This is a genomic window from Micromonospora sp. NPDC093244, from assembly GCF_040683695.1.
GTDB lineage: Bacteria > Actinomycetota > Actinomycetes > Mycobacteriales > Micromonosporaceae > Micromonospora.
In genome coordinates, this window is sequence record NZ_JBFBEO010000008.1 from 121,842 (window position 1) to 135,891 (window position 14,050).

Annotated in this window: 10 protein-coding genes; 8 read left to right on the forward strand and 2 right to left on the reverse strand. The window is 67.5% G+C overall.

Translation table 11 applies throughout. The features are described 5' to 3' along the window. Nucleotides 1–20: 20 nt before the first annotated feature. Entirely contained in the window at nucleotides 21–1,397 is a 1,377-nt protein-coding gene (locus AB0N27_RS27865; RefSeq protein ID WP_364375955.1) for an MFS transporter, read from the forward strand. Beyond that, nucleotides 1,394–2,428 carry an LLM class flavin-dependent oxidoreductase gene (locus AB0N27_RS27870; protein WP_364375958.1) on the forward strand — a complete coding sequence of 345 codons (1,035 nt, stop codon included), beginning with the start codon at nucleotides 1,394–1,396 and terminating at the stop codon, nucleotides 2,426–2,428. Before AB0N27_RS27865 ends, AB0N27_RS27870 begins: the two co-directional genes overlap by 4 nt. Nucleotides 2,429–2,466: 38 nt before the next feature. Here the strand turns inward: AB0N27_RS27870 and AB0N27_RS27875 are convergent, their stop codons facing one another. Next, nucleotides 2,467–3,300, reverse strand: coding sequence for a hypothetical protein (locus tag AB0N27_RS27875; RefSeq protein WP_364375961.1), 834 nt, complete (start codon nucleotides 3,298–3,300; stop codon nucleotides 2,467–2,469). 2,180 nt (nucleotides 3,301–5,480) lie between these two features. Here AB0N27_RS27875 and AB0N27_RS27880 point away from each other — a divergent pair. Continuing rightward, complete coding sequence (locus AB0N27_RS27880; protein WP_364375964.1) at nucleotides 5,481–6,173, forward strand: TetR/AcrR family transcriptional regulator; 693 nt, start codon at nucleotides 5,481–5,483, stop codon at nucleotides 6,171–6,173. On the opposite strand, the gene AB0N27_RS27885 is transcribed toward AB0N27_RS27880, so the two are convergent. Beyond that, nucleotides 6,139–6,846 carry an alpha/beta fold hydrolase gene (locus tag AB0N27_RS27885; protein WP_364375967.1) on the reverse strand — a complete coding sequence of 236 codons (708 nt, stop codon included), beginning with the start codon at nucleotides 6,844–6,846 and terminating at the stop codon, nucleotides 6,139–6,141. The two genes, AB0N27_RS27880 and AB0N27_RS27885, sit on opposite strands and share 35 nt — an antisense overlap. Nucleotides 6,847–7,008: 162 nt before the next feature. On the opposite strand from AB0N27_RS27885, the gene AB0N27_RS27890 reads away from it, so the two are divergent. The 5 genes from AB0N27_RS27890 to AB0N27_RS27910 all read left to right on the forward strand — a co-directional run bounded on the left by AB0N27_RS27890 (nucleotide 7,009) and on the right by AB0N27_RS27910 (nucleotide 14,029). Continuing rightward, on the forward strand, nucleotides 7,009–8,364 hold the full coding sequence (locus AB0N27_RS27890; RefSeq protein WP_364375970.1) for an NAD(P)-binding domain-containing protein: 1,356 nt from the start codon (nucleotides 7,009–7,011) through the stop codon (nucleotides 8,362–8,364). Beyond that, nucleotides 8,361–9,293 (forward strand): alpha/beta fold hydrolase, encoded by a 933-nt coding sequence (locus AB0N27_RS27895; RefSeq protein WP_364375973.1) that lies wholly within the window; start codon nucleotides 8,361–8,363, stop codon nucleotides 9,291–9,293. The genes AB0N27_RS27890 and AB0N27_RS27895 overlap by 4 nt, the downstream gene beginning before the upstream one ends. A 992-nt stretch (nucleotides 9,294–10,285) precedes the next feature. Beyond that, entirely contained in the window at nucleotides 10,286–11,641 is a 1,356-nt protein-coding gene (locus tag AB0N27_RS27900) for a lipase family protein (RefSeq protein WP_364375976.1), read from the forward strand. 981 nt (nucleotides 11,642–12,622) lie between these two features. Further along, a complete protein-coding gene (locus tag AB0N27_RS27905; protein ID WP_364375979.1) occupies nucleotides 12,623–13,054 on the forward strand; it encodes an NUDIX domain-containing protein in 432 nt (143 codons plus the stop codon). A gap of 438 nt (nucleotides 13,055–13,492) precedes the next feature. Further along, on the forward strand, nucleotides 13,493–14,029 hold the full coding sequence (locus AB0N27_RS27910) for an alpha/beta hydrolase (protein WP_364375982.1): 537 nt from the start codon (nucleotides 13,493–13,495) through the stop codon (nucleotides 14,027–14,029). Nucleotides 14,030–14,050: the final 21 nt, after the last annotated feature.

The window sequence follows — 14,050 nt, forward strand, 5'->3', positions numbered from 1 at the left end:
AGCCCTTCCTGAGGTACGACTTGCATCGTACCTCAGCTCCGTGCTCTTCTTTGGTACGAAATATCTCGTACCTAGGAGGAGTGTCAATCGTGGCTTCACCCAGGCCGACCAAGGCGAACTTGGTCCTGCCCATTGTCCTGCTGGCAATTTTCGTGATGCCGATCAGCATCGCTGGCACCGCCCTGACTCTCACCGCAGTCGCGGAGGACCTGGGGGATTCGCCCGCAGGGCTGCAGTGGGTCGTCAACGGCTTCAACCTCTCGGTGACGCTTGGGACGCTCGCGTGGGGCGCGGTCGCCGGGCGGCTCGGCTACCGGCGGGTCTTCGCCGTCGGCAACGCCGTCATGGTCGCCGGTTCCGTGCTGAGCTTCACCGCCCCGAACCTGCTGATCTTGGACATCGGCCGCGTGCTGGCGGGTGTCGGCGCCGCGGCGATCGTCACCGGAGGGCCGGCACTGATCTCGCACGCCTTCACGGGCAAGGCCCGAGCCCGGGCGTTCGCGCTACTCGGTACGACCATCGGCGTCGGGTTGGCGGCCGCCCCCACCATCGCGGGCCTCCTGGTTTCCGCGGTCGGCTGGCGTGGCATCTTCGCCCTCCTCGGTGGCGTCTCGTTGCTGATGCTGTTGGCCACCGGGTTCCTGCCCACGTCGGAGACGGTCAAGGAGCCGGGCAGGGTGAAGATTCTGGACTTCTCGCCGCTGCGGAGCCGTGCCTTCACTGCCGCCATGCTCGTTCCGGTCGCCGGGTCCGTCGCCTACGTAGCCGTGCTGACCTACCTGCCGGTGGCGCTGAGCGCCGTCCGTGGCATGGACGCCCGGCAGGCGGGGCTGTACATGCTCTTCCTCACGCTGCCGGTGTTGGTCGCTCCGATGCTGGCCACCTCCCTCATCCATCGGGTATCCGGGATCACGCCGGCCCGGATCATCCGGGCATCGCTGGCCCTGCTCGTCGCCGGCGACCTGCTCATGCTGCTTTTCACGCCGACGATGCCGTTGGCGGTGCTGATCGTGCCGATGCTGCTGCTCGGCTTCGGCTGGGGGCTGCCGGTGGGTCTCATCGATGGTGAGGCTCTTGCCGCCGTCCGACCGGCGGCCGCCGGTGCCGCCGCCGGGGTGTTGAACTTCGCGCGGTTGGGCAGCGAGACGCTCGCCGTCGCCGGGTTCGCGGCCGCGCTGAGCAGCCTGCTGGTCGGTGCGACAGGCGATACCGCTCTCGCCTACAGCGCAGCGGCCGGAGGTCCCGGTGCCGCTGCCCCCTACGCGGACACCTTCCGGCTACTAATGGTGATCTTGGCGGTGGTGACCACCGCGATCTCGGTGTGGGTGTTGCTGCTGCAGCGCGCGCAGCACCGTGCCACCTCTCGTATCGACGAATTGGCGGTGGAACAGGCATGAACAAGCGCATCGGATTTCTGAGCTTCGGCCATTACGGACGAATCCCGGGCACCAGCACACCGACCGCGCGGGATGCTCTCACACAGACCGTGGAGCTGGCCGTCGCCGCCGAGGAACTCGGCATCGACGGCGCCTGGATCCGCGTTCACCACTTCCAGCGGCAGTTCGCGAGTCCGTGGCCGCTGCTGGCGGCGATGGGCGCGCGCACACGGCGCATCGAACTCGGCACCGGCGTCATCGACATGCGCTACGAGAACCCGCTCGCGATGGCGGAGCAGTCCGCTGCGGCGGATCTGATCAGCGGCGGCCGGCTCCAGCTCGGCATCAGCCGGGGATCGCAGGAACCCGCCCTGCGCGGGTACGAGTCTTTCGGGCACTTCGCGCCGGAGGGCGGCACAGACGCCGACCTGGCCCGGGAGCACGCGGCCCGCTACCGGACCGCGATCGACGGAGGCTCGGTCGCCTTCACCGATCCGAAGGCTACCGGCGTCCGAGCCGGACTCGCCGTCCAACCGCACTCGGAAGGGTTGAGCCAACGGATCTGGTGGGGCTCGTCCACCCGCTCCAGTGCCCGATGGACTGGCGAACAGGGAATGAACCTGATGAGCAGCACCCTGCTGTCCGAGGACACCGGCATTCCGTTCGCCGAAGCCCAGGCAGAACAAATCGACGTCTTTCGCAGCGCCTGGCGGCATGCGGGACACACTGGTGAGCCTCGGGTCTCCGTAGCCCGCTCGGTCCTGCCCATCACCACCGAGCGCGACCGTCAGATGTTCGGCGCCGACATGGTCCACAGTGCCCAGGAACAGGTGGGTGTGCTCGGCGGCGCTGTTTCACGATTCGGCAAGAGCTTCATCGGCGAACCCGACAGAATCGCCCAGGGGTTGAGCGACGACGCAGCCGTGCGGGCTGCCGACACGCTGCTGCTCACGATCCCCAACCAACTCGGAGTCGAGGAAAACCTGCGACTCCTCACCACCATCGCCCAGACCATCGCTCCGGCCATCGGATGGCAGCCCCCTACCAGGTGACCTGAGCCCCACCCACCCCAGTCCAAAGGCCGTCTCCGCTAGTCGGAGACGGCCTTTTTCGATCTTGCCCGGCAGTGGATCCGGCCGAGGTTGCCAGTCAAACCCCAGTTGTTCTCGGCGGCCCCCTCCGCGTCGCTGAGAGCGCCGCCGCTGTGCGGCCGTCTACTCGGCAACTCGATCGGTCCCGCCCCGTCCGGTCCAGTTCGCCCCGGTGGCTCCCACGCGTGGCTTCCAGAGTCAGTGCGCAACGGGCGGATCGACCTGACGGTGCCGGAGTTGCGATCACCAGGCCGTCGGGCACAGACGGCGAACACCAGAACCAGAACGGTGGCCGCCGCGGCGGCCGCCCAGACGGTCAGCACTACCGGCTCCGCCACAGGGCTCTCCGCTGGTGGTGGCAGTACCACCATGTTGAGAGCGGCACCGATGGGAGCAACGAGGGCCGCTAGAACTCCGATCAGCCCAGGACGCCGAATGGTGGCCCCCACCGCCCCGAGCGGCAATCCCAGCACCAGGCTTGCGACCAACCAGAATGGCGTCTGACCCCACGCGAAGCCTTGGTGGAACGGGAACAGCATGGGCACGGCGTCGTAGACGATGGTGGCGTCGATGAGCGCGACGCATCCTGCCAGCGCCCCTGCGAGCACCCCAACCACCGGTCGGAGGCCCCCGCTCACCAGCCAACCAACGGCCACAGCCATCGCGGCCCACGCCCAACCGGAGTCGAGAATCAGGCTGGCGAACTCCGCAGTCTGCGACCAGGCGCTCCGGTCTGCACGGGCTCTGCCGCCCTCGCCGAGCAGGAGCGGCACACTGTTGACGACGGCCGCGGCGGCGCCCAACGTCGCACCGACAACCAGAGTGGTCGCCATCCCCCGAATCAATCGCACCCCATCACTCTAGGGATGCCGCCAGAGGAGATGCCGCCCGTCCGCGCCCACGTAAACCGCTCCTCCGCCTAAAGTCCATCTCTCGAAGATCCCCGCCGGAGGCATCGGCTCTAGGTACTCGGGTGCGGCTGCGAGTATCGGCCGGCGCGCCGGCGGTGCCGGCGCATGCGCCGCCAGCAGGCCAAGCGCGGCCGGCACGGCCCGCTCGCGGGCCGCCTTGATCCAGGAAGCGAACGATTCGGCAGCCACGCCGGCTGGACACTTGAGACTTGACCGTCGGTCAAGCAGCGCTAGGCACGCTTTAACTTGACTGATCTTGGTCCCCAGAACGGCGAAAGGGCCGACCCGATTTCCGGATCAGCCCTTTGACCTGCGTCGGGACGGCCGGATTCGAACCGACGGCCCCTTGTTACCGACAGTGAGCGGCCGAAGCTTGTCATTGGCTGCCGAAAGTGAGCGCTGAGCTGCGAAGACATCGACGGATGTTTATCGCTCTTTGTCACCCTTCGTCAACGACTGGGCGAGGTTTTCGGGGGTAAACCGGGGTCCCCACACAGAATCCCGCCAGGGTCTGATCGCTTCCTCCGGTCCTGTCACCGTGTCGCGCCCGCCTCACGGCATGGGTGCTGACCGAATCTCTGGCAGCCCCTCCGCAGTCAGCGCGACCGTCACCGGAACCTCACGCGGCAGCGCCTTCTCGATGCTGTCCCGCAACGACCGGTGCACAGGGCATTCGCACGACGACTGAAGCGGATCCGAACACGGGGCAAGAGCAGCCGTCAACCGTTGAACCCCGTCGGCAGCGACCGGCCACGACCAGTCCATGTCCCACGGTTCCTCCCAGGGCTGGTGGAAGCAATCATGATCGAAGTACACGAGAAGGCCGGCCCTGCACTGAGGACAGGCGGACAGGCTTCTCCAGCGGTAGTTGACCTGGTGCCCGGGAGTACCGTGCGGCACGCCCCAACTGCCGATACGTACAACGGTGTGCTGGTCCACTCGACAGGCGACGCAGATGCGCATGGCTAACCCTCCTCCACCTCCTGGCGACATCCACCACAGAGATCGACGCAATCACGAACGCCGTCTACCCAGCAGCGCACACCGTGTCAAGGGACGCATGACATGGACGCAACCATCCACCGATATGGGTACCAGTGGCGGGCTGTCGTCACGATGCCGAGCCCGGCCGCCGTGACGTGAACCCGGTGCAAATTCGTCCGAGTCTCGGACCCGAATCCACGAGCGCCAGGGACCGTCGGGGGCGTCGGTGGCGGGCGCGTATCCGGCGGTGGTGAGCAGGCGACGCTTTGCAGGCTCAGGGAGGCTGGTGATCAGATCCCGGTACGGCGGGTCGTCGCACAGGTCGAGGGCCAAGGTTCGTTCCATCGCCTGACCGAATCGGTGGGGCTGGGAGCGTAGGCGCGGATGGGGTCTGGGGCACGGTTGATGCGTCGTTGCAGGTCGGCGATGAGCCAGGCCCGGTGTGGGAACTGCTGGGCGAGCCATCGCTTCGACGCCGCTTCGGTGCCGACACGTATTGCGTGCGAGGTCATTAGGAGCCGGTCCTTTTACAAGTGGAGGCATGCCGACCCGTCACTGCGCGCCCGCGGGGGCGAGACGGTGTGGACGGGCGGGCAACGCCGAACGTGAAGGGATAGCGGGACAGCCAGCAGCCTGCCGATGGCTGCGACGAAGGGATTCAGTAGTCCTCAACGAAGTTCACCGAACAATCGAGCCGAGAGAGCGAACAGCTCCGACGACGTGCGGCTGGCATGCCGGCTCGTGATACGCCGGCGGCACCCGCAACATCTGGCTATGGCGGTTTCCTCGCCATAGGCGCCTCGGCTCTCGTGGACGGGAGCCGAGACTCCTGCTCCTACCGGATGGTTGGAGCCGCGGCCGGGTCAGCGTGCCGGGATTGTGGCAGTTGGTCAGATGTAAGGGGACGTACATTGTTGCGGCGATGCCGGTCAGGCAGATGACCGCACCGATGAGGTGTGCTCCAGTGGTGCTCCCCAGCGGAGCGCTAGATAGTCTTGGACGTAGCGGCAACGTTCAGGGCTCTCGTCCGTCGCGCTCAGCATGGGTCCCACGGGTGGCTGGGTGCCCGGATGGGACGCTCTTGAGGGACGTGACCGGTGCGTAGGAAGGACTCGAGGATGCCGACGGCGACGTGGGAACGGCTGCCCGAGTCTCGTCGCGCTGCAGTGCTCGCGGCGGCCGAGGCGGAGTTCGCCGAGCACGGGTTCTCGGCGGGCAGCCTGAACGTCGTCGCCCGCAACGCGGGCGTGTCGAAGGGCAGCCTTTTTCAGTACTTCCACGACAAAGTCGACCTCTACGCCTACCTCTCGGAGCTGGCGAGCCAGCGAATCCGGGCTGCGATGGAGGAGCAGATCCCGCACCTGCCGTGGGACAAGGGTTTCTTCGCGGCCGTCCGTGAACTGACCCGGGTCTGGGTTGCCTACTTCGATGACCACCCTCTCGATCTCGCCTTCACCGCCGCGGTCAACCTCGAACCGGAGGGCACCGCCCGGGCCGCAGTCCGGGCAGTCGCAAACCGGCACTATGTCGAGGTCCTCACGCCGTTGTTGGAGTTGGGCCGTGAGCGGGGCGAACTGCGGGCCGACGCCGACCTGGACGCGATCCAGGCGTGGCTGCTCCTGCTGCTGCCACATCTTGCCCTCGCCCCTCATCACCCGGGGCTGGATCCCGTCCTTGGTCTCGCCTCGTCAGACCTCGCCGAACGGCAGGCCTCCATCGAGCGGTTGCTCGCGCCCTTGGAGGCGGCCTACGGGGCCTCCGGCCAGACGCGTCCGATCAGTACGGGGCCGGCGCTCGCTGAAGCCAGGTGAGCATCGCCTCCGCGGGCCGCTCCCAGCCCGCGTCGAGCATCAGGTCGTGGCCCATGCCGGGGAACTCCTTCACTTCGGCCTGGTAGCGGCGGGCCGTTGCCCGGATGCCGCCAAGGGGGACGAGGTGGTCGTTCGGGGTGGCGAGGACCAGCACGGGCGGTTTGCCGCGCGGGGGCGGCGATGGTCGATGGAAGAGCAGCTGGTACTGGGCCAGCGACGATTCCCGGCCGCACCGCGCTGCGAGGCGCGTCGCGTCGGCCGCGGAAAGGCCGGTGAAGAGGTAGTCGGGGCGAAGGGGCAGGCTTGCCCCCAGCATCAGGCGAAGCGCGTCGACGGGATGGCGCCGGGCGATGCAGATGAGGGACCCGACGGCTGGCTGAGCCGGGACCGGCGCGACCAGCACGGCTGCCCGGGCCGCGTAACGGGCGAGCGCCCGCTGGACCACCAGCCCTCCCATCGAATGACCGATCAGGACCACTTGGCGCGGGAACGTCGCCGCGACCCGGACCACGTCGTCGACGTAGGAGCCAAGCGTCGCCCGTCGCAGCGACCCGCCGCTTCCGGCGTGGCCCCGCAGTGACACGGCGGCGGCGGGGTAACCGGCATCCGCGGCGGCGTCGAGCCAGTGCTCCCAGCACCATGCGCCGTGGCCGAGGCCGTGCACGAACAGCAACGGCGGGCGATTCCCGGCGTCGACCGGGGCCCGTCGGATCACCTCCAGGGCAGGCCGCCGGCCAGGGGACGGTGTTGGGGGAGCGTTGCGCGCCACAGGGCCAGACTTTACAGTGACCACCGGTCATATGACCACCGGTCACAATCGTGTGGAGGCTCGACGATGTCGTCCGTTCCGGTCCGTACGTGCATCATCGGCGCCGGTTCCTCAGGGATTGCCACCGCGAAGGTACTGCACGAGCGCGGCATCGCCTTCGACTGCTACGAGCTCTCCGACCGCGTCGGCGGGAACTGGGTGTGGGGCAACAAGAACGGTGTCTCTGCCGCGTACCGGTCGTTGCACATCAACACCTCCAGGGAACGCATGCAGTTCAGCGACTTCCCGATGCCCGACCATCTGCCCGACTTCGCACGCCACGACCAGGTCGCGGCCTACTTCGACGCCTACGTCGACCACTTCGGCTTCCGTGACCGAATCGTCTTCGGCACGGGGGTGAGCCACGTCGAGCCGTTGGCCGGCGGCGGCTTCGACGTCACCCTGACCACAGGTGAACGTCGCCGCTACGACGCCGTCTGCGTAGCGAACGGACACCACTGGGACCCACGCTGGCCCGAACCGGTCTTTCCCGGCTCCGACACGACGAGCATCGAACAGATTCACTCGCACAGCTACTCCAGCGAGACCCAACTCGCGGGCAAACGGGTCGTCGTCCTCGGGATGGGCAACAGCGCCATGGACATCGCCGTCGACGCCAGCTACCACGCACGAGCGACCTACCTGGCGGCCCGCAGTGGAGTGCACATCATCCCCAAGTACGTCTTCGGCCGGCCTTACGACCAGATCGCCGGCAAGGAGTGGATCCCCGGCGCGGTCCGCTGGCCGCTGGCGCGGCTGCTCTTCAAGGTGACGACCGGCCCCATGAACCGGTACGGGCTGCCGGCGCCCGACCACAAGTTCGCCCAGGCCCACCCCACGATGTCGAGCCGGATCCTGCACCGCCTGGCCCACGGCGCGATCACCCCGAAGCCCAACATCGAGCGGTTCGACCGCGACACTGTCGTGTTCACCGACGGCAGCCGGGTCGAAGCGGACCTGGTCGTTTACTGCACCGGGTACAAGCTGAGCTTCCCATTCTTCGATCCGGCGTTCCTGGACCCCGGTGACAGCAACGACATCGGCCTCTACAAGAGGATGTTCTCCACTACCACGCCACACCTGTACTTCGTCGGACTGATCCAGCCCCTCGGCGCCATCATGCCGATCGCCGAACGCCAGTCTGAGATCATCGCCGACCACCTGCAAGGCCTCTACGCCCTCCCGGGCCGCGCCGCAATGGAGACCGAGATCAACCGCTACCGCGCCTCACTCGCGAAACGCTACGTCCGCAGCAAGCGACACACCATTCAGGTCGACTTCGACGACTACATGCGCAGCCTGCGAGTTGAGCGAGCCCGGGGCGCAGGACGAGCCCGCGGAGGCGCCGGGGACGGGCTCCCGCTGGTCGGTGAGATCCGATGAACCCGGAGCCCGGCGCGCCTGCCGACGCTCGACGATCGGATGTCACTTTTCCTGTAGGCCGAGACTCTTGCGCCGCTTGGCTCTACCGGCCCGAGAACGTCGAACGGCCATCCGTCATCGTCATGGCGCACGGCTTCGGCGCGATCCGGACACTGCGGCTCGACGCCTACGCCCAGCGCTTCGCCGACGCCGGGTACGCCGTCCTCGTCTTCGACTACCGGCACTTCGGCGACAGCACCGGCCAGCCCCGCGAGCTGCTGAGCCTGTCCCGCCAACAGCAAGACTGGCGGGCGGCCATCGCCTACGCGCGCACGCTGCCCGGAGTCGACACGGGACGGGTCGTCGCATGGGGCTCCTCGCTGAGCGGCGGTCACGTCCTGCACACCGCGGCCCACGACCAGGACCTCGCCGCCGTCATCGCCCAGGTCCCCCACGTCTCCGGACCGCACGCCACGATCGCGATGGGAGCCCGCCACGTCACCCGCCTCGGCGTCGCAGCCGTCAAGGACCTGACACGGCAGCTCACCGGCCGCTCGCCGTACTACGTACCGTCAATCGGAGACACCGGCACCCTCGCCGTCATGCTCGACGACGACGGCATCGGGATCCTGCGACGCCTGGCCGAGGGCATGGACGTCGACAGCTTCCTACCGCAAAACCGCGTCGCCGCCCGCATCCTGCTGCACATGCCGTTCAACTCGCCGGGTCTGCGCGCACACCGCATCACCGCCCCGACCCTGGTTCAGGCCGGGGAGCGAGACGAACTGACCCCCACGAAGGCGTCACGCTGGGTCGCCCGGCGCATCCCGGATTCCGTGTTCGAGACCTATCCGTGCGGCCACTTCGATCCTTACGTCGACCCTCACTTCGAGGGCGTGGTCGCCGACCAGATCGCGTTCCTCAACAGCCGCGTACCCGTGCGGCAATGAGTGCCTCCGACGGCACGGTCGCCGTCTTGCCCGCAGCCGGGTCGTGGATCGCCGTGCGGTGGCCATCGGGCTGAGCCGAACGGGCGCGCATGTGACGGCTACGTCCTCAGCACTACTGGGCTCGCCGCCACTACCAGCTCGTCGAACGCCGCTTCCACAGCTGGTCGCCGAGCATGGAGCGATCGAGGAGGCAGCGCCGGGCAGCCCCGCCAGCTACTGAGCATCGCCCAGGAGCACGAGGCCTGGCGCGCCGCGATCGCCCACGCGCGCGCGACCTCCACTTCACCGGCGTCGTGGCGGGCCAGCTCGCGTTCCCAAGCACGGCCTTCCGTGGCCGAGCACCACTGACGGCGGCCCTCGTTCGGGCGCCGGGCGTCCCGTCGCGGATGGCGACCGTCATCTTGGTATCCATGACGGAACCCTCGGCAGCGGGGTCGACGCGTGGCGGCGGGACAACCCGGACCACGAGTCTGCACCGTCGCCTGTGGAGCATGCTCCCGCGCAAGAGCCGGAAGATGAGGTCCGCCGGCTAAGCCGAGGCCTTTCACCCGGACGCACCCGCAGCCGTGCGCTGGCGGCGATTGAGGCGCAGAAGGCGACCTACCCGATCGTGTCATTGGCGGTACGGCCACGGTTGGGTCGTGGCCGAGTACATCGAAGTGCTCTACAAACCGCAACCCTGCACTCCCGGCTGGGCTACCGCAGCCCGGCCAAAGTCCTTACCGACACTCTCAACGGGCGGCCAGCGGCCAGACCAGCAACCCGAATCACAGTCCAAAGTCGTTGACACGCATCGAACAAAGGCGATCGAGGCTCTTGTCGCCCCTGCCGCGGAGGGCTAATGTGACCACTGGTCATATGACCAATGGTCACATGCCGGAAACATTGGCGTGCAGTTGCAATGAGCCATGCCGAGGAAGCGCGTGTCTGCCCGCCGTCTCACAACTCACCCGCAGGCCTCGACGCCTCGGACGTCGAATCACCCTGCGGTCATGTCCACCACCCTCATCAACGGAGGTCACCGCATGTCCGCACGCGCTCTCACCCGCGCCGCGGCACTCGCCGTCGTCGTCGGACTCGGTCTGGCGGCACTCCCCGGAGCCACAGCCAGTGCCAGCACCGTGTCCCGGGGCATCACGATTCCCGCATTCTACTCCCCGCCCGCCCAACTGCCCGCCGCGAACGGGGCTCTGGTACGCAGCGAACCGCTGCCGCTGTCGCTGTCGCTGCCGGGCCTGGACGGACGGCCCATTCCGGGACGGGCGACCCGGATCATGTACAAGACCACCGACTCGAACGGCCAGCCCGCCGCCGCGACCGGTGCGTACATCGAGCCGTCGGCGAGTTGGCCGGGCAGCGGCCCGCGCCCGTTGGTCGTCCTCGCGCCGGGAACCTCGGGTCAGGGCGATCAGTGTGCCACCTCCCTGGGCCTGCAGAACGTGATCGCCTTTGGTAACAGCACCCTCTCGATCGGGATCGAGAATCTGGCGATCTACCAGCTGCTGGGCAAGGGCATCGCGGTCGCCGTCAGCGACCACATCGGCCTGGGAACCACGGATCGGTTGCACACCTACGTCAACCGCCTCGACGAGGGTCACGCGGTGCTCGACGCCGCGCGGGCCGCACGATCCCTGCCCGGTGTGTCCGTCACCGCCGCCTCACCGACCGGCCTGTACGGGTTCAGCCAGGGCGGCGGGGCGGTCGGCGCGGCCATCGAGCTCCAGCCGACCTACGCCCCGGACGTCCCCGTGAGCGCGAGCTACGCCGGCGCGGTACCGGCCGACCTCGCCGCGGTCACGTCGGGTATCGACGGCACCGAACTGGTCGCTTCCATCGGCTGGTCGCTGAACGGGTTCGCGCAGTCCGACCCGTCGCTGCAGGCGGTGCTGGACAACCACCTCAGCTTCATCGGCAAGGCGGTCCTCAAGGACCTCACCACCCGGTGCATATGGGACGCGATGGCCACCTACTCCTACCAGCGCACCAACGGCTGGACGAAGAACCTGGAGTCCGCCTCAGCGATGATCGCGGCCGAACCCAGGCTCCGGGCGTTCATCGAGCAGCAGCGCATCGGAACGCAGAAGCCGGCCGGTATCGTGCGTGTCGCCACCGGCGTGAACGACAACCTCGTCCAGCACGCGCAGGCCCGCCAGCTGGCCCTCGACTGGTGCCAGCGCGGCGGCAACGTCGTCTACGCCCCGATCTCGGGCATCAATGGCCCAAGCCCGTTCCTGAACCACGTCGACTCCCTGCTCAAAGACCAGGGCACCGCCATTACCTGGCTTACCGACCGCCTGAAGGGCACGCCCGAGGTCTCCAACTGCGCAACGGTTTCGCAGTTGCCCTAACCCCCGGGCGGAGCGACTCCTCGGCGGCATCGAACGATCCCGGGGGTCCCGGTCTCGACCGATGCCCGGGACCCTCGGCCGACCGAACGAACAGCCCAGAGCTCCTGACGCCTCCGCAGGCGAGATCCCGGGCCAAAAGAGAGCCGGTCCAGTGTCCGAAGCATGAGCGTCGTCCAATCTGGACCGAAGCTGTGCCGCGCAGTCTTGCAACCGGATCCGCGCTGTCGTCCCTCGCCAGCCTGGGGCCGGCTCGGCTCACCGTGCCAAAGATCGACTTGATCCGGCTCGGATCGAGCCACCGCCTCGTCGGAAGTCGGCGTCTGGCCGCGGGGCCCCGCGTACTCGCGGGCTTCGGCTCACCGAAGACCCCTCCGCACATCGGGAGTCGCATCATCCGACGTAGCGACAGTTAGCAACATCTGCAGCACTTGACGCGCAATAAAGAGCAGACCTGCCGCTCCATCCAGGACGCAGATGGAGCGGCAGTTCAGAGCGTTGCGCAGCAGGCACATCAACGGCCAACCATCCACGCCGTTACCGCTAGCAAAGATCATCCGTTACCGAATGTTACCGCCGTTACCGGAGAAGATCTTCATCTCCCCAGGTTAACCGGTCGGGACGGCCGGATTCGAACCGACGACCCCTTGACCCCAGGACTCTTTAGCACGCGTCCATGCACGTCACACACGCTGTGTCCACTACCAAGGCGTGCTCCCGACGGCGCATCGCTCAACATCGAGTACCACGTGTGGTCTCCGCCTAGTCCCCACATGTCGGAACCTGGGGACGGCAGCCCACGGTTCAGGAACTGTCGATCACAGTCGTCTGGTGACTTTACGACCTGCTTCCTTCGCTGATCATGGAACTCGGCCTGGTCCGTTCTTGGCTGCCGCTGCCCTCGCGTGGCCGCCGCATCGGGCACGTGACGGGCACGCCCTTTAGGGGGCGCGGTTGGCGCACCTGTCGTCGTAGGCTCCGCCGGTGGAGCGACGGCAGAAGGTTGTGGCGTACATCGTCCACGGGGATCGGCTGCTGGTATGCGTCCACGCCGACGACGAGCAGTTCGATCAATCGGGCCTGCAAGTCCCTGCTGGCACGGTTCGCGAGGGCGAGCTACTGGAGCAGGCTGTCCTGCGCGAAGCGTTCGAGGAGACCGCCCTGCACGGACTACGCATCGAGCGGTATCTCGGCGCAGCGGAGTGGGACATGCGGCCCTACGCCGACGCGGTGCACGTGCGGCACTTCTTCCACCTGTCCGTCGAGGATGCCGAGGTTCCGGACCGGTGGATCGCCGTGGAACGCGGCGACGGCGACAGCGAACCGATCCGCTTCGAGCTGTACTGGCTGCCTGTGGCCCAGGGACATGTTCTGGCCGCCGGCCAATCTGCCCTGCTCGGAAGGCTCTTTGATTGAGGGCCCAGAGCGCCAGAAATGGAAGACCGCACCCGACCGGCCGTGATCCCGGAACGCCTTCGGCTGACGGCAGGTCCGATTGGGTCCCGTATCCGCTGCGCGCATCACAGGTCCTGGCCCACGGACGGCCCATGGTGGCCTTTGGCGGGTTCCTCCAGGGCGAGGGCTTCCAGCCAGCCATAGCCCTCGCCGCGTTGATCGTGGTTATCCGTACGGCTGATGTGGGTAGCGTTTCCCGGCTATGGAGTCGCGGACATTCGACGTAAGAGGTTCTGTACTGCACGTTGGCGTGACGGGCCGTGGGCCTGACGTCGTCGTCCTGGCTGGTGGCCCGGGTTGTGTGCAGTACCTGGAACGGGATGAAATCTCGCCGCTGAACCACCGCGCCTGGTACCCCGAACCGCGCGGCGTTGGTCGCTCGGGCGGCGGCCGCACACCATGGAAGAGGCAATTGCTGATCTTGAAGGAATCCGTGAGGCGGTCCGTGTCGATACCTGGATCGTGGTAGGCCATTCGTGGGGATGCGATCTGGGTGTGCGCTACGCGGTCGAACATCCGGAGAGAGTGACCGCGCTGATCGGCATCGCTGGCAGAGGTCCCCAGCGTGACCGCACCTGGTCCGAGGCATACGAAGCGGGCAAGGCCGGAGAGCCCGTTGTCGACATCGGCTGGGTGCCCGAAGTCCATGCAGCTCTCAGCGATTCGTTCACCGCATGGATTCATCAACCCGATCTGTGGCGCGGACTGGCCGCCTGCGCCGTGCCGATGCATTTCATCGCAGCCGGCGATGACATCCGCCCGTCGTGGCCCCTGGCGCAGCTCGCCACGCTGGTTCCACGCGGAAGGCTCTCAACCGTCCCTGGCGTACCGCATGACTTCTGGTTCACCCATCCTGAGGTGTGGACCAAGACCGTTACGGATGCCTGCACCGATCTCGGGGCCTCCACCTCCGGGAATGCTGGCATCCCGGCGTGAGAGAACTCTGTGGCAGCGACC